At 58.3% G+C, this 21,017-nt stretch carries 19 protein-coding genes; 14 read left to right on the top strand and 5 right to left on the bottom strand.

Annotated elements, in window-relative coordinates; all coding sequences use genetic code 11:
• The 4 genes from IB238_RS22555 to IB238_RS22570 all read right to left on the bottom strand — a co-directional run bounded on the left by IB238_RS22555 (position 1) and on the right by IB238_RS22570 (position 4,689).
• The gene (locus IB238_RS22555) at positions 1-849 is read right to left on the bottom strand and encodes an enoyl-CoA hydratase family protein (RefSeq protein WP_192252605.1); all 849 of its coding nucleotides are present in this window, start codon (positions 847-849) and stop codon (positions 1-3) included.
• Positions 846-1,622, bottom strand: a complete 777-nt coding sequence (locus IB238_RS22560; protein ID WP_192252608.1) for an SDR family NAD(P)-dependent oxidoreductase — start codon at positions 1,620-1,622, stop codon at positions 846-848. The genes IB238_RS22555 and IB238_RS22560 overlap by 4 nt, the downstream gene beginning before the upstream one ends.
• Positions 1,619-3,946, bottom strand: coding sequence for a bifunctional salicylyl-CoA 5-hydroxylase/oxidoreductase (locus IB238_RS22565; RefSeq protein ID WP_192252611.1), 2,328 nt, complete (start codon positions 3,944-3,946; stop codon positions 1,619-1,621). Before IB238_RS22565 ends, IB238_RS22560 begins: the two co-directional genes overlap by 4 nt.
• Before the next feature lie 218 nt (positions 3,947-4,164).
• Positions 4,165-4,689: a MarR family transcriptional regulator gene (locus IB238_RS22570; RefSeq protein ID WP_246723795.1), complete on the bottom strand. Its 525-nt coding sequence runs from the start codon at positions 4,687-4,689 to the stop codon at positions 4,165-4,167.
• A gap of 825 nt (positions 4,690-5,514) precedes the next feature.
• Between IB238_RS22570 and IB238_RS22575 the strand changes: the two genes are divergently transcribed.
• The 12 genes from IB238_RS22575 (at position 5,515) to IB238_RS22630 (ending at position 17,997) form a co-directional block, all read left to right on the top strand.
• The gene (locus IB238_RS22575) at positions 5,515-6,639 is read left to right on the top strand and encodes a porin (protein ID WP_192252614.1); all 1,125 of its coding nucleotides are present in this window, start codon (positions 5,515-5,517) and stop codon (positions 6,637-6,639) included.
• A gap of 259 nt (positions 6,640-6,898) precedes the next feature.
• A complete protein-coding gene (locus IB238_RS22580) occupies positions 6,899-7,276 on the top strand; it encodes a cupin domain-containing protein (RefSeq protein ID WP_192252617.1) in 378 nt (125 codons plus the stop codon).
• Positions 7,276-8,700, top strand: coding sequence for an aldehyde dehydrogenase family protein (locus tag IB238_RS22585; RefSeq protein ID WP_246723796.1), 1,425 nt, complete (start codon positions 7,276-7,278; stop codon positions 8,698-8,700). Before IB238_RS22580 ends, IB238_RS22585 begins: the two co-directional genes overlap by 1 nt.
• 4 nt (positions 8,701-8,704) lie before the next feature.
• The gene (locus tag IB238_RS22590) at positions 8,705-9,910 is read left to right on the top strand and encodes a hypothetical protein (RefSeq protein WP_192252623.1); all 1,206 of its coding nucleotides are present in this window, start codon (positions 8,705-8,707) and stop codon (positions 9,908-9,910) included.
• A gap of 2 nt (positions 9,911-9,912) precedes the next feature.
• On the top strand, positions 9,913-11,340 hold the full coding sequence (locus IB238_RS22595; RefSeq protein WP_192252626.1) for an FAD-dependent oxidoreductase: 1,428 nt from the start codon (positions 9,913-9,915) through the stop codon (positions 11,338-11,340).
• 198 nt (positions 11,341-11,538) lie between these two features.
• Positions 11,539-12,621 carry an ABC transporter ATP-binding protein gene (locus IB238_RS22600; RefSeq protein WP_192252629.1) on the top strand — a complete coding sequence of 361 codons (1,083 nt, stop codon included), beginning with the start codon at positions 11,539-11,541 and terminating at the stop codon, positions 12,619-12,621.
• 2 nt (positions 12,622-12,623) lie between these two features.
• Positions 12,624-13,550: an ABC transporter permease gene (locus IB238_RS22605; RefSeq protein ID WP_192252632.1), complete on the top strand. Its 927-nt coding sequence runs from the start codon at positions 12,624-12,626 to the stop codon at positions 13,548-13,550.
• Positions 13,543-14,340 (top strand): ABC transporter permease, encoded by a 798-nt coding sequence (locus tag IB238_RS22610; protein WP_192252635.1) that lies wholly within the window; start codon positions 13,543-13,545, stop codon positions 14,338-14,340. The genes IB238_RS22605 and IB238_RS22610 overlap by 8 nt, the downstream gene beginning before the upstream one ends.
• Positions 14,341-14,384: 44 nt before the next feature.
• A complete protein-coding gene (locus IB238_RS22615) occupies positions 14,385-15,404 on the top strand; it encodes an extracellular solute-binding protein (RefSeq protein ID WP_246723821.1) in 1,020 nt (339 codons plus the stop codon).
• A 160-nt stretch (positions 15,405-15,564) separates the two neighbouring features.
• Positions 15,565-16,266 carry a TetR/AcrR family transcriptional regulator gene (locus tag IB238_RS22620; RefSeq protein WP_246723797.1) on the top strand — a complete coding sequence of 234 codons (702 nt, stop codon included), beginning with the start codon at positions 15,565-15,567 and terminating at the stop codon, positions 16,264-16,266.
• Between the two features lie 567 nt (positions 16,267-16,833).
• On the top strand, positions 16,834-17,388 hold the full coding sequence (locus IB238_RS22625; protein ID WP_192252642.1) for a helix-turn-helix transcriptional regulator: 555 nt from the start codon (positions 16,834-16,836) through the stop codon (positions 17,386-17,388).
• Between the two features lie 3 nt (positions 17,389-17,391).
• On the top strand, positions 17,392-17,997 hold the full coding sequence (locus tag IB238_RS22630; RefSeq protein WP_192252645.1) for an XRE family transcriptional regulator: 606 nt from the start codon (positions 17,392-17,394) through the stop codon (positions 17,995-17,997).
• A gap of 179 nt (positions 17,998-18,176) precedes the next feature.
• On the opposite strand, the gene IB238_RS22635 is transcribed toward IB238_RS22630, so the two are convergent.
• A complete protein-coding gene (locus IB238_RS22635) occupies positions 18,177-19,112 on the bottom strand; it encodes a LysR family transcriptional regulator (protein ID WP_192252647.1) in 936 nt (311 codons plus the stop codon).
• 290 nt (positions 19,113-19,402) lie between these two features.
• On the opposite strand from IB238_RS22635, the gene IB238_RS22640 reads away from it, so the two are divergent.
• Positions 19,403-20,167, top strand: coding sequence for an ABC transporter ATP-binding protein (locus tag IB238_RS22640; protein WP_192252650.1), 765 nt, complete (start codon positions 19,403-19,405; stop codon positions 20,165-20,167).
• Positions 20,164-21,006 (top strand): ABC transporter permease, encoded by an 843-nt coding sequence (locus IB238_RS22645; protein ID WP_192252653.1) that lies wholly within the window; start codon positions 20,164-20,166, stop codon positions 21,004-21,006. The genes IB238_RS22640 and IB238_RS22645 overlap by 4 nt, the downstream gene beginning before the upstream one ends.
• Positions 21,007-21,017 lie beyond the last annotated feature (11 nt).

The raw sequence follows: 21,017 nt of genomic DNA on the forward strand, positions 1-21,017 counted from the left end.
TCAGTTCCCCTCGAAGACGGGTTTCGTCTTGGCGGCAAACGCCTCGAAGGCGCGACGGAAATCGCCGGTCGCCATGCAGATCGCCTGGGCCTGCGCTTCCGCCTCGATCAACTGGTCAATGCCCATCGCCCATTCCTGGTCGAGCATTTTTTTCGTCATGGCATGGGCGAACCAGGGACCATCGGCGATGGTGCGGGCGAATTTCTGGGCTTCGGCCAGCAGCGCCTCGCGTTCGTGCAGGGCATTGTAGAAGCCCCAGGCATGGCCCTCGGACGAAGTCATGACGCGGCCGGTGAACAGCAGTTCGCTCGCGCGGCCCTGGCCAATGATGCGCGGAAGGATGCCGCAGGCACCCATGTCGGCGCCGGCGAGGCCGACGCGGGTGAACAGGAAGGCGGTCTTGGATTCGGGGGTGGCGACGCGGAAATCCGCCGCCATGGCCAGAATCGCGCCGGCACCGGCGCAGATGCCGTCAATGGCGGCGATGACCGGCTGCGGGCAGGCGCGGATCTGGCGCACCAGGTCGCCGGTCATGCGAGTGAAGTCGAGCAGGTCGGGCATCGACATGCGCGTCAGCGGCTCGATGATCTCGAACACGTCGCCGCCCGACGAGAAGTTATTCTCGGCACCGGTGAGGACCACGGCGCGCACGTCGCTGGCGCGGCCGAGGGAGCGAAACAGGTCGGTCAGCTCCTCGTAGCTCTCGAAGGTCAGCGGGTTCTTCTTGTCGGGGCGATTGAGCGTGATGGTGGCGACGCGGCCGTCGGCATCCGCATCGAACAGGAAGTGCTTCGCCTTGTGGTTCTTGAACGGACGCTTCTTCGCCTGCATGGGGTTCGTCATCGTCATCCTCCCAAAACTTCGCCGCCGGCGACGGGGATCGCCTGACCTGTGATTGCGGTTGCCCGTTCCGAGGCGAGCCAGAGCACGGTGTCGGCCACTTCCTGTGGCGTCACCAGCCGCCCCTGCGGGTTGGCGCGGGCGAGCGCGGCGCGCGCCTCGTCGGCCGAACGGCCGGTCTTGCCGGTGATAGTCTCGACGGCGCCGTCGAGCAGCGGCGTGTCGGTGAAGCCGGGGCAGACCGCATTGACGGTGACGTCGGTGCGGGCGAGCTCCAGCGCCAGCGCGCGGGTCAACCCGACGACACCATGCTTGGAGGCGCAATAGGCAGACACATAGGCATAGCCGGTGAGGCCGGCAGTGCTCGCAACATTGACGATGCGGCCGTTGCCGGCGCGCTTGACCGAGGCAAGCGCTGCCTGGGTGACCAGAAAGGCGCCGGTCAGGTTGATGCCGATGGCCCTGTTCCAAAGCGCGAGGTCGGTCTTCTCGAACGGCGCCGAGGGGGCCTCGCCCGCGCAGTTTACCAGCACGGCGATGTCGCCGAAGCGTTTGATCGCCCTGGCGATGCCAGACTCGACCGAGGCGGGATCGGTGACGTCGAACCCGTCTAGCACGACGGCTTCGCCGCCCGAGCTGGCGATTTCCTCACGCACGGCCTCGAGCGGGCCGACCCGCCGGCCGCACAGGCTGACGCGGCGGCCGTTGGCCGCAAGCGCAAGTGCGATGGCTTTGCCGATGCCGCTGCCGGCACCGGTGACGAGAGCGTGGCGCATGCTCATGCCTTGCCGGTGGGCGCAGGTACCGCAGCGCGGGCGAGGTTGTTCACATATTGCGCCCTGGCCGAGTGATACTGCTTCGGCCAGACTTGTTCGGCATAACCGATCTTTGCCGCCTCATGCATGACGAAGGACGGGTCGGCCAGATGCGGACGGGCGACGGCGCAGAGATCGGCGCGCCCGGCGGCGATGATCGAGTTGGCGTGGTCGGCCTCCGAGATCGCGCCCACGGCAATCGTCGGCACCTGGATCTCGTTGCGGATCTTGTCGGAGAAGGGCGTCTGGAACAGGCGGCCGTAGACCGGCTTTTCCTCCTTTACCACCTGGCCCGACGAGCAGTCGATCATGTCGGCGCCGGTATCCTTGAACATCTGGGCGAAAATCGCTGCATCCTCGGGCGTATTGCCGCCCTCATACCAGTCATGCGTCGACAGGCGCACCGAGATCGGCCGGTCCTGTGGCCAGACGGCGCGGATGGTGCGAAACACCTCGAGTGGATAGCGGGCTCGGTTCTCGTGGCTGCCGCCATATTCGTCGTCGCGCAGATTGGTCAGCGGCGATAGGAAGGACGAAAGCAGATAGCCGTGGGCGGCGTGCAGTTCGAGGATGTCGAAGTCGAGATCGCGGGCGCGCTCCGTGGCGCTGACGAAATCGGCGAGCACGCGGTCCATGTCCTCGCGGGTCATGGCGCGCGGAGTGTCGGAATTCTTGAGATAGGGCAGCGCCGAGGCCGAGATCAGCGGCCAACCGCCTTCGGTGACCGGCTGGTCGACGCCTTCCCAGGCAACCTTGGTCGAGCCCTTGCGGCCGGCATGGCCGAGCTGGATGCCGATCTTGGCCGGTGTCTGGTGGTGGACGAAATCGACCAGGCGCTTGAAAGCGGTGGCCTGTTCGTCGTTCCAGAGGCCGAGGCAGCCGGGGGTGATCCGCGCATCGGGTGACACGCAGGTCATCTCGGGGAAGACCAGCGCTGCACCGCCCATGGCGCGCGAGCCGATATGGACGAGGTGGAAATCGTTCGGCAGGCCGTCGGTCGCCGAATACATTGCCATCGGCGACATCACGATGCGGTTTTTCAGTGTCAGCCCGCGAATGGTATAGGGCGTGAACATCGGTGGCGGCACGGCGCCGTTGGGCGCAGGCTCCACGCCGGCGCGCTCGGCGAACCAGCGTTCGAAGCCTTCCAGCCAGTCCTTGTCGCGCAGGCGAAGGTTCTCGTGGCTGATGCGCTGCGAGCGGGTTAGCATCGAATACATGAACTGTTCCGGCTCCAGCGTGTCGGCATAGCGGGTGCCGACCACCTCGAACCACTCCATGGCGTTGCGCGCCGCGTTCTGGATGCGGGCGACATCGACGCGGCGCACTTCCTCATAGGCCTCGAGCACGGCGGGGATGTTGGCCTTGTCGTGGCCGATGAGGTCGAACTGGCGGGTCAGCTCGATGGCGTCGTCGATGGCGAGCTTGGTGCCCGAGCCGATGGCGAAATGGGCGGTATGCGCACTGTCGCCCATCAGCACGACATGGCTGTTGCCGTTGAAGTGGCTCCACTTGTCGCAGATCAGGCGGTTAAAGTTCAGCCAGGCCGAGCCGCGCAGGTGGCCGGCATTGGTCATCAGCTTGTGGCCGTCTAGCGTTCCGGCAAACAGCTTCTCGCAAAATGCGATGGACTGCTCCTGATCCATCTCGTCGATGCCGTGCGCCCTGAATATGTCTTCGGTCGTTTCGACGATGAAGGTCGAGGTATTGTCGTCGAAACGGTAGATATGGGCCTGGAACCAGCCGTGCTCGGTGCGCTGGAAATCGAAGGTGAACGCGTCGAAGCGCTTGTCGGTGCCGAGCCAGATGTAGCGGTTGGGCCGCACCACCAAGTCGGGCTTGAAGACGTCAGCGTATTTGTTGCGGATGCGCGAATTGATACCGTCGGAGGAGATGATCAGGTCGGCGTCGGGGAATTCCTCGTCGCCCTGCACCTCGCGCTCGAACACCAGCGCGACGCCGAGTTCGATGCAGCGCTCCTGCAGGATGTTGAGCATCTTCTTGCGGCCGATGCCGACGAAGCCGTGGCCAGTGGTGCGGATCTTGCGGCCTTTGAACACCAGCTCGATGTCGTCCCAGTGATTGAAGGCGATCTCGATCGCCTCGGCCGTCGCCGGATCCCACTGGCGCATTGATTGCATGGTCGCATCCGAGAAGACGACGCCCCAGCCGAACGTGTCGAAGGGGCGGTTACGCTCGACAACCGTGATGTGATGCTCAGGGTGCTGGCGCTTCATGAGTAGCGCAAAATAAAGGCCGGCTGCCCCGCCACCGATACAGACGATCCGCATGTTGTTCTCCTCCCGACGTCCAGTTGCGTATGCCGCGGTCAGGGTGGCCGCGAGCGCGTGCCCCAGACTGTAGGTCCAGGGTGGACTCGTTTGGGAGAAATTTCAAGCTTAAAATTGTTTTGCGTGAGGAAGGCCAAACCTGCGCATTGGACCTGTTTGAAGCTGGCAAAGCGCGCCGCGCGGAAGACCGGGAAAAAGCTGAGGGCGGAGGCGTGGCCTCAGGTTCCATGCGCGATTGTGGCGATGATGGAGCGCTTGAGCTTGGCAAGCTCATCCATTAGCACGCCGCCGTCGTTCGGCAGAAAGCCGGCAAAAAGTTCTGAAATCCAGTCGGCATGACGTGCTGCCATCTTCTCGAATTCGGCGCGGCCGAAGGGGGTAAGAGCGATGATCTGCACGCGGCGGTCGGTCGGGAGGGTCGAGCGATTGAGGTGTCCGCTCTCGGTCAGCCGTCCCACAAGAACCGTGATGTTGCCGGGGGAGACCATCATGCGTTTGGAGACTTCGCCCAGCACCATCCCGTCCGGCGCGCGCTCAAGCTGCGCCATCAGATCAAATCGGGGGAGGGTGGAATCGAACTCTTCCCGGAGTCGCCGCCGAACCTCGCTCTCTATCAGCGTCGAGCAGGTCAGGAGCCGCAGCCACAGGCGCAACTCGGCACGATGGTCCTGTGGTGCCTCAAGGGCTTTGGTTTCGCCATCCACCCAGTCCGACGCAATCTCGTACTTGTCGTCACCCATCATTCCAAACGCCCGCTCGTTATGCTGCATCCCGCGCCGCGAACTGCGGGCGCCTCTTGTTTTAGAGGCGTTCCCGGCTTTTGGACAGGCTGCGCGACGGTATTGTCACACAAACTAGATGCCAGTGGTGGAACACAGAGGTGTAGTGAAGAAAAATTCTGCCGTCAGCTAGAAATAGCACCATTATCCGCAACATTGCGTCGCCCAACGGTCCGCCTCGGCTTCGACGCGAGAACGTTGCGGCAGGCATCCTTGAATTGCAGACTAAGGCCGATCGGCCGACTAGCGCAGCCGTTTGCTCGGCGTCAGCGCGGAGTTTTGCGGGTTCTGATCCGCAGCGCACGCGCCGATTTGAGGAGGAAGAGGGCGGAACCCAATCGAGGCTCGCTGCGCCAATCATCCAGCCGCTGCCATAACTGCCGCAATCAGGCGGGTCATCTCATCAATACAGCAATTTCATTTATTTCCGGAAAGAGGACTTGACAGAAAATTCGATTAGATTCTTATTGCGGACCTAAATGAATTGCCCAAATGCAAAAAAAGAGGGGAGGGAGTTCATGCAGGCTACTCAGCTACTCGGACGCAGGGGGCTGTACGAGATCGGCCGAGTGTCCGTCGTGAGCACAAGAAGGTCAGACTCACCCAAACATACATAAGTGCGTTCTGAAAACCGCGCCACAAGGCTTTGCCAGCGTCAAGGCCGCGCCCTAGTCGACGGCAAGGCCAACCACACCACGCAACAGACAGTAATACATGGAAACGCGACGGCGTCTCGATGCGAGAGCACTTGCGCATGCGTGACGCCATACATTCGGGGGGATGGAGCCCATGAACATTAAACGCTTTTTGCTGAGCGCTGCCACGACGTTCGTTGCCTTGAACGATACTTGCGCTGCGGACTCCTCAATACTCATAAGTGAACCGGAAACATCGGGATACCTACGGGTCTGTGATACTTACGGGACGGGGTACTTTTACATTCCTGGAACCGAAACCTGCCTGAAGCTGGAGGGCTATGTCTGGGGTCAGGTCGGAGCTGACAGCTATTCCGGGCCAGGATCGTCACCCGACTACCTTACCTACGGCTCATTTCCTGGCGATCAAACCCATATGTCAACTTCTGTTCGCCTGCAGTTGGACGCGCGGTCCGAAACGGAATTGGGAACGCTCCACGGTCGCATGCGCGTGGTGGCGGACATACCAAGTATCGATCCAGCCTCGGGTTCAGACATCAATCTTGAACAGGGTTTTGTGGATCTCGGTGGCTTTCGCATTGGTTATCTGGAAACTGCCTGGGTTGATACAAAGAACGGCGGCGTTTCTTCGTGGGGCTCGCACAGCTGGGGAGGGTTATCATATGGGTACTTTTTCCGAAATCTGATCAGCTATTCAATCGGCTCGGACGAGAGCTTCGCCGCAACGCTGTCCCTGGAGGATGGCGACTCTTCAAACTATGTCCCTGATGCCGTTGGCCTCCTCAGCTATAATCAAGCCTGGGGCGGGGTCTGGGCGAAGTTCGGGTTTGACGAAGACTATGACTATGATGGCGCAAGCGGATGGGGTGCGTCGGCAGGCCTCCAATTGAATACGCCGGGTGGAAACGGCTCGTTGCGCCTCATCACCTACTATTCTGATGCGGACGTAGTCTATGGCGTCGGGGCACCCTATTTGGCCATTACCGGTGGGAACGGCGCGGCTGAGTGGTCAGTTCTGGCATCCTACTACCATCAGTTCACGCCAATCTTCGGCGCATCGTTGGGTGGCCAGTACTTCAGTGATTTTTATGAAGGCTTGTCGGACCGCAAGACGGGGGTCTCCGCCTACGAGGCCGAAATCTCGCTCGTACTTACGCCTGTCAACAACCTCGAGATTCGCTCGGAAATCTACTACGACAAGGTCGAAGACCTTGACGGCACGGTCTCCGGCTTCTTGCGCCTCACTTCCTTCTTCTGAATATGTGAGTCGCTTGACAGGATTTTCAATTATGCGTATACGAGGGACGTAAATGAAAATTCCTTGGGAGGGGAATTGCCGCGACGCAGCCAGCTTTTCGAACAGAAGCCGCGGACGCCGCCGTTTCTCTCCAAAAGCAAGCTGCAATTGAAGCCTGCCGCCCTTTGAAGGGCCGGGTTAGCAAGCCGTCATCTGCGAATCCCTCGAGTAACTCAACTAGCAGGCGGGACCCGTGTTCCTCTGCTGAGGATAATTTTTCATGCAAAAAACCGAGAATCCTAAGCTCGTAGAACCGTCTGCGTTGTCATATAGCGAAGAAAACGAACTCCCGGCCGGCCTAATGTCCGGCAACCAGATGTGTGAAATCTGGTCCGGGGAACCGCTGCAGGGGAATGCGGGCGCTCACTATGGAATTTGGCTCGGGCAGCCCGGCTTCATCAATATTAGTCGCTACCCCGCTGATGAACTGTTCACGGTTCTTGAAGGGCATATTCGACTGGATAGCCCAGACGGTGAAATCCTCGACGTCAAATCCGGTCAGACATGCCTCGTGCCGCGCAATTGGCGCGGTGTCTGGAATACGATGGAAATAACCCGAAAGATCTTCGTGACGATGCTCTCCGCGGAGGAGGCGTGATGTCTTTCTGTCGGTCGGAAACAGTCGACGCCGTGAGCCCGACTGACTACCGCATCCTTGCTCAGATCCGCTCGGCCTCGTCGGCCGATATAGCGTCTGCCATCTCCGCCGCGCGGGAGGCATTTCCTCGTTGGGCCGCCATCAGTCCTTTCGAGCGTGCGAACATGCTGCAGAATTGCGCCGCAAAAATGCGTTCGCAGTTGGACGCTGTGGCACGAACGCTGACGCTGGAGAGCGGTAAACCAATCGGTGAATCGCTATTCGAGGTCGGGGCAACGGCCGACGTGTTCGATTATTACGCAAGTCTGGCGCGCACTAGAGGCGGGCGAGTTGCGCCGCAGATGACGGGCAATGCAACCAGCTTGGTCCTTAAAGAGCCGATTGGCGTTGTGGGCGCAATTTTGCCGTGGAACTTTCCATTGCTGTTGTGGGCGTGGAAAGCTGCCCCGGCACTGGCTGCAGGCAACTGTCTCATCGCCAAGACGGCACCGCAGACGATGCTGTCCCTTCCGCAGCTCCTGGAGCCTTTTGAACTGCCGGAAGGAGTCCACCAAGTGGTGCAGGGCGGTGCGGCGGTTGGCGAAGCGCTTGTATGCAGCCCCGGCGTGGACAAGATCGCCTTTACCGGAAGTTCTGCTATCGGAAAGCGGATTTTGGAGCTGTGCGCCAAGGACGCAAAGCGGTGCTCCGTGGAGATGTCAGGCCACGACGCTATGATAGTCTGGGATGATGTCGATCTGGAGCTGGCCGTGGAAGCCGCTCTGTTCGCCAAGTTCACGAATAATGGCCAAGTGTGCACCGCGGCAGAGCGCTTTTTCGTCCGCGATACAATCATAGACCGCTTCATGGAGCGCCTGGCCGCTCGAATGGCAGAGCTTCGCGTCGGCGATCCGCTCGATCCTGAGACTGACATCGGCCCATTGGCAAGCGCTACCCATCGCAACCGGATCGTTGACTATTGTCGACGTGCGCGAGCGGAAGGCGCGGAGATCCTGCTCGGCGGCGAAACAATAGATGGCTCCGGAGCATACTTTCAACCCACCCTCATCCGTGGGCTTGGCCACGAAGCACTCAATCGGCTAGGTGAAGTGTTTGGCCCGGTGGCGCCGGTCGCACCCATCTCAACTTTTGAGGAAGGCATAGCTCTGGCGAATGACAATCGTTTCGGGCTCAGCGCGCATGTTCTTGTGGCCGATCTTGGATTGGCCATGAAAGCGTCGAGGGAACTGAGGGCCGGGACAGTGTGGATCAACAATCCGCTACCGGACAATCTGGCAGCTCCGTTCGGTGGATATCGCGAGGCCGGGATTGGGAGGGAACTCGGCGAGGAGGGGTTCGACGCATACACGGAGAGCAAGCACGTCTGGATCGAACACGGCATGCTCAATCAGCCATATTGGTACAACAGCCGTAGGCAAGAGTAAAATAATGACGAATTATGCCCAGGAGGAGAAAATCGCGATCCTTCGCGGCGGTGACGCAGAATTCGTTTCCGCCATCCCTGGTGTCGCGCTCTTTACGATGAGCGCTATGAGCTCGTTTCTATTTCCCGTTTTGACGGCAATGGTGAACGAGCGAATGCCTATCGACGCAAGCACCTTTTCCATCCTTGCAGGGATCGAAGGTGCCGGTGGCATCCTGGCTGCGGGGACCGCCCCTTTTTGGATCAGGCGCGTTGCGTGGAGGCCTGTTGCGATCTTATCCATGGTTGTGCTCGCTCTGGGCACCATTATGACCCTGTTTATCGGGTCGGTGACGCAACTCATGGCCGTTCGACTTGTAATGTCGGTACTTGGATCCGGCCCTGCCGCATCTCTCGGTATTGCTGCACTTGTTCGATCGCGCAATCCTGACAAGTCGTTTGGCTATGGCGCGGCGGGACAGTCGATTATTCCGTCCATATTCATGTTCGCAGCATCCTTGTCTTGGCTACAGAATCCCAATCGATTGATGCCTATACTCGCGGTGGTCTTTGCTGCCACAAGTCTTCTTCTTTTGAGACTCCCTAGCAAGCCGTCGCAGCCAACTGACGGTGATCAAGTTACATCAGGCCGCATCTCGTTGCCAGGAATGACCATCGTCGCATGTGCGGCATGTATAGTAGCGGCATATATGGCGTATTGGGCGTTTTCGGAGCGCATCGGGCGCGATGCACAACTAGATCCCGATAATGTTTCGCTGCTATTGAGCTTGTCGTTCTTCATGTCGTTCATTGCCGGCTTGGGAGTGGCTGCTGTAGCCGGACGATGGTCGCGGGCTTGGAATTTCTACATCGGGGTTACGTTGCTGACCGGTTCACTGGTTCCCGTGGCGATTGTCAACAATCCGTGGACGTTCGCCCTTTCGGTGTTTGGCTTGAACTTCTTCATAAATGTGCTCAACGCCGTAGGTTTGCCCGCATTGGCCGATATCGATAAATCGGGAAGGATAGCTTCTGCGACACCCGCTTTCCAGTTCATCGGAGCAACCGGCGGACCGCTGCTGGCAGGCCCTGTGGTCGTGGCGGTTGGGTACAACTCCTCAGCACTTGTCGCGATTGGTTTTGGATTTGCGGCCCTGGCAACATTCATATTTGCCATTCGTCGTGCCGGACGACTGGAGATAAGTGGGCCATCCATTGGATATAAGGTGTAACGATGCGCAGCGAGATTGTTGCAAAGGGTTTCGGTGAAGCCAATGAAAGTTTTTGGCTTCGATCGGTTCCGCAAGTGCAGAAAGATGTGCCAGTTTCCGACATCAGCGAGTGCTATGATGTCGCGATCATCGGCGCGGGTTTGACGGGTATCTGGACCGCCTGGTATCTACATCATCAAAATCCTAAACTACGGATCGGGCTTTTCGAAGCCAACCACATCGCGTTCGGCGCGTCCGGACGCAATGGTGGGTGGGTCTCTGGACTATTGGACAATCAGGCCGGTCTATTGGCCGACCTGTCCGAGCCGTCGAAGAAGGAACTGCGGCGCCTCATTGCCGGTCTGGTCGACGAGGTGGGAGCGGTGATCGCTGCTCAGGGCATCGATTGCGGTTACCACAAGGGGGGCATGTTACGCATCGCCGCACGCCATAGCTATGCACTTGCCGAGCTGGAAAAAGAGAAGCATGACATGTCGGCCGAATGCGGAGACAATGTCTATCAAGTGCTCGATGCGGCACAGGCGTCGGCTCAAGTAGGAATGCGGAACGTCATGGGCGGAATCTTTTATCCGCACTGTGCCGTGGTCAATCCTGCCGCATTGGCCTATGGCTTGGCCACTATCCTTCGGCAGAAGGGTGTTGCCATCCACGAAAACACGATCGTTCGACAGGCGGTACCCGGCCGTCTCGAAACCAGCCGCGGCTCGTGTTCGACCGGGACGATCGTGATCGCCACCGAGGCCTACAGTTCTTCGTTGCCTGGATTGGGAAACCGGATCGTTGGTGCCTACTCCCATATTGTCACGACCGATCCCCTGCCTCCATCACTAAGGAAGGCCATTGGCCTCGCCGACCGTCAGGCGTTTGCGGATACGTCGGGGGCGATTACGTATGGCCAGGTCACACAAGACGGACGTCTGGTCTTCGGCGGAACCGCGAACTACCCGTTTGCTGGCAAGCCCGGTGGATTGAGCAAACGGAAAATGGCTCAAGGGCAGGCGTCGGCGCACAAGATCATGGTCGACGCCTTTCCGGCATTGCGCGATGTCGGTATCGCGCATGCCTGGTCGGGTCCGCTAGGCTTGGCGCGAAAATGGCATCCCACAGTCATCGCTGAGCCCAGCAACAAGATAATCTTCGCCGGTGGTTACGGTGGGCAAGGTGTGGGAGCCTCGAATCTTTTCGGCCGCACGGTAGCCGACCTGATCCTGGGTGTGGACAGCCAGCTTGTCCGCGCTCCTTGGACTCTACGAGATACGACCATAAAGAGCGGACTGGCCGCTTGGGAACCAGAACCACTCCGGACTCTGGGCGCGAATTTGTCCATATTGCCGGGAATTTGGAAAGATCGGGTCGCTCGCAGCGGGTTGCCTCTTCTGGTCAAAAAACCAATCATCGCAGCTTTGGCATGCGTGCCCAAGTTTAAATGATCTCACACAGAGTTCTGAAACGGCTTATGGTCGAGCATCGCTCGCCATTCTAGTTCGCAAGCAGGCCCCGTGGGACCAAGCCGCCTGCGATGCAAATGAAACTAACTGACTAAATGTTCAGTTAAAATTTCGATTTAGTTCAAAGCGACGTCGGCAGGTGGTGTCCGGCGTATATGGATCAGCAGGGAGGAGACGCGCTTGCCAGATGAGAAGTCCGCAATTGAAATCCGAGACGTTACGAAACTGTTCGGGGCATTCAAGGCGCTGGAAGGCGTTTCCGTCTCGATCCGAGAAAACGAGTTCTTCACGCTTCTCGGTCCATCGGGCTGCGGAAAGACGACACTTCTGCGGCTGATCGCTGGATTCGAATATCCGACCGACGGCGCAATCCTTCTGCACGGGGAGGATATTGCGGCGCTGCCGCCCTATCAGCGGCCGATCAACACGGTGTTCCAGAATTACGCCCTGTTTCCGCACATGACCGTCAGTGAAAATATCGGGTTCGGCCTGGAGATGCTGGGCAAGCCGAAGGCAGTGATCGCCGCGCGCGTCGAGGAGATGCTGCGCCTCGTGCGGATGGAGAGCCTGAAGCACCGCAGGACAACCGAGCTTTCCGGTGGCCAGCAACAGCGTGTAGCCTTGGCGCGTGCGCTGGCGCCTGCGCCGAAGGTGCTTCTTCTGGACGAGCCGCTGAGCGCGCTCGACTATAAGCTGCGCAAGGAAATGCAGATCGAACTGAAGCGTCTTCAGCTCGAAACCGGTATCACCTTCATCTTCGTCACTCACGACCAGGAAGAAGCGTTGGCCATGTCGGACCGCATCGCGGTTCTTTCCAGCGGCCGTATCCTGCAAGTGGGCAACCCACGCGAGATCTACGACAGTCCTGGAGACCGGTTCGTCGCCGACTTCATCGGTGAAGCGAATTTCCTGAATGGCGAGATCGTCGGCGCGGATGCGGGTCGGGCGCGGGTTCGGCTTGCGTCCGGCGCCGAGATCGTTGCCCGGCTGCCGGCGTCAGCGCCGCAGCAGGGGAAGGTGACGGTGATTGTCCGTCCCGAACATGCCCAGATCCACGCCAATGAGGGGCCCTCATCTCTGAGCGGAACGCTGGAAAGCGTCGTGTATTTCGGTACGGATACCCACCTGCATGTTCGCCTCAACGATGGGGACCAGTTCGTGGTGCGCCGGCAGAACAGCCCGTTGCAGGACGCGGCCCTTGTGGCCGGCTGCACGGTCGGCGTGGCTTTCGACCCGATCGCCGCTCAAGTTCTGAGAGGTTGACCATGACGAATGCTGCGCAATTCGCTCTCGCCGCTGCTCGTGAGGACGTGCGAAACCGCTGGTGGCTCGCCTCCCCGGCCCTGCTGATCGTCTTTCTGGCGGCGATCGGGCCGCTTGCCGTGGTCGTACTCTATTCCGTCATGGTCAAGGGCGACTACGGCGACGTCAAATACTGGCAATTCTCGCTCGATGGCTGGTTCAGCGTTTTCTTCGAGCGCGACCTGTTCGATGACACCGTAACACTCGCCGACGCCCATCTGACCATCTTGTGGCGGTCGGTGAAGCTGGCTCTTATCACAACGCTTGTTACGCTGCTCCTTGGCTTTCCCACGGCCTATTTCATCGCCACCCGCGACCAGCAGCGGCGGGACTTCTGGTTGTTTCTGATCACTCTGCCCTTCTGGACCAATCTGCTTATCCGCACATTCGCCATTCAGGAGGTATTCCGCAACGACGGCGTGCTGAACAGCGCGCTTCTCTGGCTCGGCATAATCGAGCGGCCGCTGCAGATCATGTTTACCGAGCTCGGCATCCTTCTGGGCATGGCCTATGTCTATTTGCCGCTGATGGTCCTGCCGCTCTATGCGAGCCTCGAGCGGTTCGATTTCCGTTATGCCGAGGCGGCATCCGATCTGTACGCCAACAACTTCAAGATTTTGCGCCGGATCATCATTCCGATGGTGCGGCCGGGCATCGTCGCCGGATCGATCCTGGTCTTCATACCCTCACTCGGGGCCTATGTTACGCCCCGGCTCATGGGCGGTGGAAAGAGCCTGATGCTCGGCAACCTGATCGAGCTCCAGTTCGGTCAGGGACGCAACTGGCCGCTGGGGGCAGCGCTCTCCATTACACTCACTGGCATCGTCATGCTGGCCCTCTTGGTCTATGTGCGTGCCGCGTCGAAATCCGGGAGCGAACACCATGGCTAGGCATTCGGTCAGACTTCAGCGCGGGTTTACCCCCATCGCCCTTCTCTGCTTTGTTCTCCTCTACTTGCCGGTTGCAACAATGGTGGTTTACGCCTTCAACGCGGGAACCACGGTCGGTACGCTCGACGGTCTGTCGATGCGGTGGTTTGCGACGGCGTGGAACAATGAACGCATCATCGATGCAACACTTAGGTCCCTTACGGTCGCCCTGATTGCCGCACCTGTCGCAACCATAGCTGCGACGATGGCCGCCCTCGCCACCACCCGCACCGCGGCCTACCGTGGGCTGACCTTCAAGATCGCCTTCATCAATCAGCCGCTCATGATTCCCGAGATCGTCATCGCGGTGGCGCTGCTCGTAATCTTTTCGCGGGTTAAGGTCTGGACCGGCTATACCGGGATTGGCTACCTGATCATCGCACATATCGCCTTCTGCATTCCCTTAGCCTTCCTGCCGATCCGCGCGCGTCTGCAGACGATGGACCTCTCGCTCGAGCGAGCGGCGGCGGACCTCTATGCCAGACCGTCGGTGGCCTTCCGCCGCGTGACTCTACCTCTGCTGTGGCCGGCCATCCTCGCCGGACTCATGCTGGCCTTTGTTGGTTCACTCGACGATGTGGTGATTTCGGAATTCATCAAATCGGCCGGACAGGAGACACTGCCCACCTACATGCTGGGCCAGTTGCGGCGCGGCGTGACCCCAGAGATGAACGCCATCTCGACGATGTTTCTGGCTCTGTCGGTCATCATCGTCACCCTCTTCTTCTTCCTCAGCCGCAAAAAAGACTGACCCTTCCACCAACCAACCAGGAGTTTTCCATGCGATCGCTTGTTATGACTGCTGCATCAATCTTCGCGCTCTTGCCCATCGGGACCGCTCATGCGGAAGGCGTCTTGAACATCTTCAACTATGGAAATTACACCAGTCCCGATCTGATCAAGAAGTTCGAGGAGAAATACGACGTCAAAGTGACGATTACCGACTATGACTCCAACGAAACGGCGCTGGCTAAGGCGCGTCAGGGCGGCAATGATTTCGATATCGTTGTGCCGAGTTCCAGCTTCCTCAATGTCTGGATCGACGAGGGACTTCTGCTGGAAACCCGCCCCGACCAGATGGAGAACTTTAAGAACGTCGATCCGCGCTGGGTTAACGTCTATTTCGATCCCGGTCGCCGTTACTCGGTGCCGTGGCAATGGGGAACCACCGGCGTAATAGTGAATAAAGCTGTCTATTCCGGAGATCCGAACACCTCAGCGATCTTTCTCGATCCGCCTGCCGAGTTGAAGGGCAAAGTCGCTGTCTTGCCCGAGATGATCGCTATCATAACCCTCGCCATCAGCTACGAAGGCGGCAAGGACATTTGTACCGACGACAAGAAGCTACTGCGCAAGGTCCGCGACCGGCTGCTCGCGGCGCGAGAGTCATGGGTGGCAGTGGATTTCCCCACCGACGAGAAATATACGTCCGGCGACTACGCGGCTGGCGTCGCCTGGAATGGAGGCGCGCTGAAGGTGCGTTTGCTCGATCCGAACTTCGTCTACGGCTACCCGAAAGAAGGCTACTCGTACTGGATGGACAATGTGGCGGTGCTGAAGTCGGCGCCGAACGCCGAGAATGCCAAGCTGTTCCAGAACTTCATCATGGATCCGGAGAATGCCGCGCTGATCTCTGGGTATGCGGGCTACGCCAATGGCATTGCGGGGTCGGAGAAATACATGCCTGAATACATGAAGGACGCGCCGGAGATCGTGGTGCCGGCCGAGTTTGTCGACAAAGGCAGTTTTGCGCCAGCCTGCTCGCCGGAAATAAATGATATGTACACGAAGATCTGGACCGAAGTCTTGAAGTGAGCTCAAGATGGCGGATCGCCTCAACCGGCTCCGGTGTCTGTGCGGTGGCTGGATGGCCGTACGTCGACGGCGGATCCGCCGTTGGCCGAAGCGGCTCGTCGGTCAGTAAGCACGTATGGGCGACGAGCCGCATTTACTCGGTCATCAGGGAAGCACTCCGTTGAAGACGAAACCCTCGATCATGGAAACGGCGGAGGAGAGTCCTGTCGCCGCTTCTGTGCCGATGACCAAGGCGGGAAAAAAGGACCGCCGCCACCTGCGGGGGCTGGCGAGCGCACAACGGATTATCGACACGACCATCCGGCTGATCGCAGAAGACGGAATCGCGGGCATGACCATGCAGCGGATCGCCGAACAGATCGGCTCCTCAAACGCCCTAGTCGTGTTCCACTTCGGCACCAAGGAAAAGCTGTATCGCGCCGTGCTGGAGTACCTCAACGACCAGTTTGCCCGGCTCTGGCAGGAGACGGTGCTGCTGCCTGAGCACTCGGCGGCGGAGCGTATTGTCGCCGCCATTGACTGTGCGCGAGACTTCAGGCGCCAGCATCCTGACTGGGTCACTGTCTGGGTGCTCTTCAGCAGCGACCGCCAGACGGGGCAACTTGACCGCATGATCAGTCTACCCAGCGATCACGCCTATCTGGCTCAGACACGCGAATTTCTAGCCGAGGTGGCACGGGACGGAGGCTACGAGGGCGTGGATGTGGACACGCTGTCCGAGGGGCTGAACTACCTAGTGCAAGGCGCCTGGTATTGGGACACATTCAACCCCGACAGGATCTGGTCCGATGCGCTGCACAAAAATGCCATGACCCTGTTGAGTCAGTCATTTCCGCGCAGTTTCCCCGCGACCGACAGCTGACTCAATGCGACGCATCGCTCAGTGGCTTGCCCTCCCAAGGATCGATCTCGGTGGACGATCTGTGGTTCTCGGGCAATGCGACGACCACGTCGACTCTCAATTCTGTGTACATTCTCCAATCCGGCAAGAATGTCATCGCGAACAGCTACGTTCTTTGGCTCGCGGGCATTGACGCCTCGATGCCGCAGCTGTGAGGCTGGGTGAGCAGTTAGCCAAGGACATGATCTCAGTGCGCATGAGCCCCGGATGTTCCAATGTCGATGCCCCTTCTGACGATAGGGGGCCTGAACGCATCGCGATTCAACGAGAGAGGGCGCTAGGTAAGGGTGCGAGTTGATGGGCCACCCGCCTTCAATATGATCGGCCTGATCCTCGATGCGGCAATTGATGGACTTGGGCTTGCTCACATGCCTCTTGGCAGGTTCAGGAGCACCTGACCGAGGGACGACTTTGTCTGGAAGCGCGTACAACCCTAAGGGTCGCTCCCAAAAGCGGTGCTTGCGCTTGACTGGAATTTCAATGGGATTTAACAGTGTGATTTAATTGAAATTTCCGGTGGAGGGCTAATTGCCGCGCGAAACCCGTCTTTTCGGTGAGAGAGAACTACGACAGTTGGGTCGCAGTGTTCGTTCTGCTCGGAAAGAGGCAGGAATTACTCAATCCCAACTTTCTGAAAGATCCGGACTTTCTCCGCGCGTAGTACGTGAGCTCGAGGCTGGCCGGTCAAATCCAACATTAGCAACGATCGTCGCTATCGTTGATGTGCTATCGATTACGCTTGATGATTTGATAGGCGCCGCCCGCTCAAATCGGGTGATATTCGATGTGCTGCCTGCGGCGGAACTCAGGCATGGCGACAATGAGTTGACTCGGTTGCTTCCGCGACCTCGTCTCAAGGCGCGGTTACTGGATTTAGACGTAGCAGAGCCGGTAAGCTTGCCGGAAGGCTCGGCTTTCGCACATGTTCTGAGCGGCTCAGTAGGGGCGTTGCTCGACGATGAGAACTTGTTGCTTCGCCAAGGCGATAGCCTTCACTCGCGCCCTGGTGTGCTGAAAGATTTAGCCGTGCGCAGTCGCGCCCGCATCCTGCTGGTCGAGGCCGTTGAGAGCATTGTGGAGTAACTCGTGGCCGGCAGAAGAGACAAAGCCGAACAGGTGAGGCAATCCGAGGAATCCGGAAGCCTGGGCTCGCGCTTGCGCGCGCTCCGCCTTGCCAAGGGCTTGACGATCACGCAGTTGGCCGCACGCTCCGATGTGCCTCCAAGCACGATCAGCAAGATCGAGAACGGCCTCCTCAACCCTAGCCTGGTGAACGCCATAAACCTTGCCTCTGCGCTTGATGCTAATCTGGGCTTCCTGGTTGATCAGTCGCGAAAACGCAACGCGCGGTACGCGATAGTGCGGCGCTCGCTGCGAGGTCGTAGCAATTTCCAAGATATGGCCTTGGTATTGGAAGACCTCAACATCGGTTTCGTCCCCGGTGTCCTGGAGGCGCGTATCGGCACCATCAGCCCGGGAGCGAATTCTGGGTCGGAGTACATGATCCATCCCGGCGAGGAGATCGCGTACGTTCTGTCGGGAGTGCTTACTTACGACATAGACGGAGAGCAATTCGACCTTACGCAAGGCGATTCACTCCATTTTAAATCGGACATTTCGCACCGCTGGATTAATAACTGCGGAGAACCGGTGGAGGTCCTTTGGGTATTCTCGGACGGTCTATCATTTTGATCCCAAAAGAGTGCATTGAGCAAGACAAGCGTGCAATCGCGTGGATCGGAATGTGCGCCGATTTGATGCAATCGCGCTCGGCGTAATGCTCTCGAGAGGGCAGGGGGCTTTCATGTTGCAATCGGTTGCCCAAACTGCGTGAATTACCGAGGCTTTGTTCGCCGCGGATGACGGAATCCTCACACATATTTTCCTGACTTTATGGCCGATGCAATTTTCTCGATAAAAGCCTCTGCGGCCGCGGAAAGGCTGCGATATGGAAGCACGCAACATGACAGTTCGCTGTGGGGTAGGAGTGCATCCTTGATCTCCACATGAACGACGCGGGCCTGGTTTTCTCCCAATTCTATCCGCCCAGCTACTATGCTCACTCCAACACCCCGTTCGACAAGCGAACTTATGAGCGGCAGGGAGTTTGTCTCCAAAATAAGGTTTGCACGGACCTTCGAAGCCCTTAGGGCAACTTCAACTATTTGCTGCAGAATAAATGTTTTGTCGGGAAGCAGAATGTCGGATCCAGAAAGATCAAGTAAAGAAACAGATTTATGCTTGGCAAGAATGTGGTTCTTTGGTGCAATTAGATACATCTTGATTGAATTTACTGCTCTGAATAATAGTCCCTCATTTGAAGGAAAATTATAGCCTACGGCCAAATCAATCTCGCCATCCTTTAATTTCCCCAAAAGCGATCTACTGTTATCAACAGTAATTTTATAGGTGATTTTTGGACCAATTGAGCGAAAATCGCTTATTAACGTTGGCAAGAGATCGTTTGCCAGGACATCGTTTACACCGATATTGACATGCCCGCGTTGCAGGCCTTGCAATGCTACTATTTCTTCATTGGCGATACGCAGTTCATTGATCGCCGATCGCAATCTAAATTGCAGAATTCGCCCGGCCTCTGTGAGGTGCAGCCCGGCCCTACCGCGTGGGCGCTCAAAAAGCTTTACGCCGAGATCGGCCTCCAGGTTCGAGACCTGCCTATTGATTGCCGAGGCGGCGATCCTGAGTGCCTCGGAGGCCCCTCGAAATGAGCCGCATTCCGCGACCTCCGAAAAATAGCGTAGCGCCGTCGAGCGGGCTAGTTTCGGAACTGCTGTTTGTTCCAGCATCGACAGCCTCCCTGTCACAAGTGATAACAAGTTTATGCGCTAATTCTGAGTTCATACGCAAGCAGAAACGGCGCTTTACTACACTATTTCGTCCTGCCTATGGTGGGTCATCGCAACGAAGCCACCGGGAGGAGAGAGGTGGAAAATCGTTGGCATGTGCGCGGTAAGTGCTGCGGCAAGTCTGCCGTCTGCGAGGCGGCGCAACGTGATGGCAGCAAAGGGCGCCAGCACACTTGTTGCCGTGGGCTGCGCGGATGCAGGACTAGGACAGTGGGAGGAGCGTCGCGCGAATGATTTCGGTCAGCAGATTAAACAAGACATATGCGACAAGGGAGGGTGCGCCAATAACCGCCCTGTCGGACATCAACCTCGAGATAGAACAAGGCGAATTTATTACTGTTGTAGGGCCGAGCGGTTGCGGCAAAACTACCCTTCTTAAAATTCTGGCGGGTATCCTGAGGAAAAGTTCAGGTCAGATTCTCGTCAATGGAAATCCTATCGACGGCCCGAGTAGACAGCTTGGCGTCGTCTTTCAAGAGCCGCTCTTGCTGCCTTGGCGCAACATCTTAGAGAATATTTTGGTGCCGGTAGAAGTGCAGAAGCGAGATCGCGCGGCATTCGAGCCTGCTGCACGGCGTTTGCTCCAACTGGTCGGATTGAGTGGTTTTGAGCAGAAGTATCCGCGCGAATTGTCGGGCGGAATGCAGCAGCGAGTAGGCATTGCGCGGGCGTTGATCCACGAGCCGGACTTCCTATTGATGGATGAGCCATTCGGTGCGCTGGATGCAATGACCCGCGAACAAATGAACCTAGAGCTTCTGGATATTTGGGCCGAGCAACAGAAAACGGTTTTGCTCATAACGCACAGCATTGCAGAGGCAGTGTTCCTGGCCGACCGCATCGTCGTCATGAGCCCTCGACCTGGCCGCATTGCGGAAATCATCGACGTTGATCTTCCGCGTCCGCGCGACCTTGCCATGATCAACTCCGACGCCTTCGGCGCTTATGTGAAGCGCGTGCGAGCGCATTTCGGATCGAAAGGTATGGACGCATGACCGACAGCAAGATCGTGTTGTCAAGGGAGCCTAGTAGCGGCGCGATCGCAGCTGCGATCAAGCGTAGGCCGGAGGTTGGGCTTTCGCTTCTGTTGTTGGTGGTATTCCTGGGCGGCTGGGAAGTCATTGTCCGCCTCTTCGCCATCCCCGCAATCGTGGTCCCTGCGCCGACAGCAATAGCTCAGGCACTATGGATCAATCTCAATACAAGCCGATTTTATTATCATATCGGAGTAACACTCTGGGAGATCCTGGCGGGCTTCGCTATCGGGGCAACGGTGGGCCTGATCATCGGCGTTTCGATCGGTCAGTCGAAACTTCTAGAGAAAACCGTCTATCCATACGTGGTAGCGTTTCAGACCGTACCAAAAGTGGCGATCGCTCCCATGATCGTGATCTGGTTCGGCTACGGTATTTCTTCCAAAATCGTCATAACCGCGCTGATCGCTTTCTTTCCAGTTGTGGTGAACTGCATCGTCGGTATGAACGCGGCGCCGCCGCAGCAGATCGATATGCTGCGCTCGTTCACCGCGTCACGCTGGCAGATCTTTCGGATGGTCAAACTTCAGACGGCGCTGCCCTACATCTTTGCAGGGCTGGATGTCGCAGTTGTCCTCGCTGTCATTGGCGCCATCGTTGGTGAGTTCATAGGGGCGCAAGCAGGGCTGGGGTACCTCTTGCTGCAGAGAAATTTTTCCATGGATACGGCGGGGAGTTTCGCAATTCTCATCGTCTTGTCGCTGATTGGAGTCGGGCTCCACCAGGTTATGAGCCTATTGCGTCAGCGTGTCGTGTTCTGGGTCGAACGCGATGATATCCCGGCAAATGAATCGACGTGAAAACTCCGAGG

This window comes from Rhizobium sp. ARZ01, from assembly GCF_014851675.1.
Lineage (GTDB): Bacteria > Pseudomonadota > Alphaproteobacteria > Rhizobiales > Rhizobiaceae > Mycoplana.

What these genes read in the sequence shown, in the direction of transcription:
- IB238_RS22610 (WP_192252635.1), top strand. Translation starts at nt 13,543, where the DNA reads ATGGCTAGGCATTCGGTCAGACTTCAGCGCGGGTTTACCCCCATCGCC.
- IB238_RS22575 (WP_192252614.1), top strand. Translation starts at nt 5,515, where the DNA reads ATGAACATTAAACGCTTTTTGCTGAGCGCTGCCACGACGTTCGTTGCC.
- IB238_RS22560 (WP_192252608.1), bottom strand. Translation starts at nt 1,622, where the DNA reads ATGAGCATGCGCCACGCTCTCGTCACCGGTGCCGGCAGCGGCATCGGC.
- IB238_RS22580 (WP_192252617.1), top strand. Translation starts at nt 6,899, where the DNA reads ATGCAAAAAACCGAGAATCCTAAGCTCGTAGAACCGTCTGCGTTGTCA.
- IB238_RS22595 (WP_192252626.1), top strand. Translation starts at nt 9,913, where the DNA reads ATGCGCAGCGAGATTGTTGCAAAGGGTTTCGGTGAAGCCAATGAAAGT.
- IB238_RS22615 (WP_246723821.1), top strand. Translation starts at nt 14,385, where the DNA reads ATGACTGCTGCATCAATCTTCGCGCTCTTGCCCATCGGGACCGCTCAT.
- IB238_RS22605 (WP_192252632.1), top strand. Translation starts at nt 12,624, where the DNA reads ATGACGAATGCTGCGCAATTCGCTCTCGCCGCTGCTCGTGAGGACGTG.
- IB238_RS22555 (WP_192252605.1), bottom strand. Translation starts at nt 849, where the DNA reads ATGACGATGACGAACCCCATGCAGGCGAAGAAGCGTCCGTTCAAGAAC.
- IB238_RS22570 (WP_246723795.1), bottom strand. Translation starts at nt 4,689, where the DNA reads ATGATGGGTGACGACAAGTACGAGATTGCGTCGGACTGGGTGGATGGC.
- IB238_RS22590 (WP_192252623.1), top strand. Translation starts at nt 8,705, where the DNA reads ATGACGAATTATGCCCAGGAGGAGAAAATCGCGATCCTTCGCGGCGGT.
- IB238_RS22645 (WP_192252653.1), top strand. Translation starts at nt 20,164, where the DNA reads ATGACCGACAGCAAGATCGTGTTGTCAAGGGAGCCTAGTAGCGGCGCG.
- IB238_RS22635 (WP_192252647.1), bottom strand. Translation starts at nt 19,112, where the DNA reads ATGCTGGAACAAACAGCAGTTCCGAAACTAGCCCGCTCGACGGCGCTA.
- IB238_RS22585 (WP_246723796.1), top strand. Translation starts at nt 7,276, where the DNA reads ATGTCTTTCTGTCGGTCGGAAACAGTCGACGCCGTGAGCCCGACTGAC.
- IB238_RS22565 (WP_192252611.1), bottom strand. Translation starts at nt 3,946, where the DNA reads ATGCGGATCGTCTGTATCGGTGGCGGGGCAGCCGGCCTTTATTTTGCG.
- IB238_RS22640 (WP_192252650.1), top strand. Translation starts at nt 19,403, where the DNA reads ATGATTTCGGTCAGCAGATTAAACAAGACATATGCGACAAGGGAGGGT.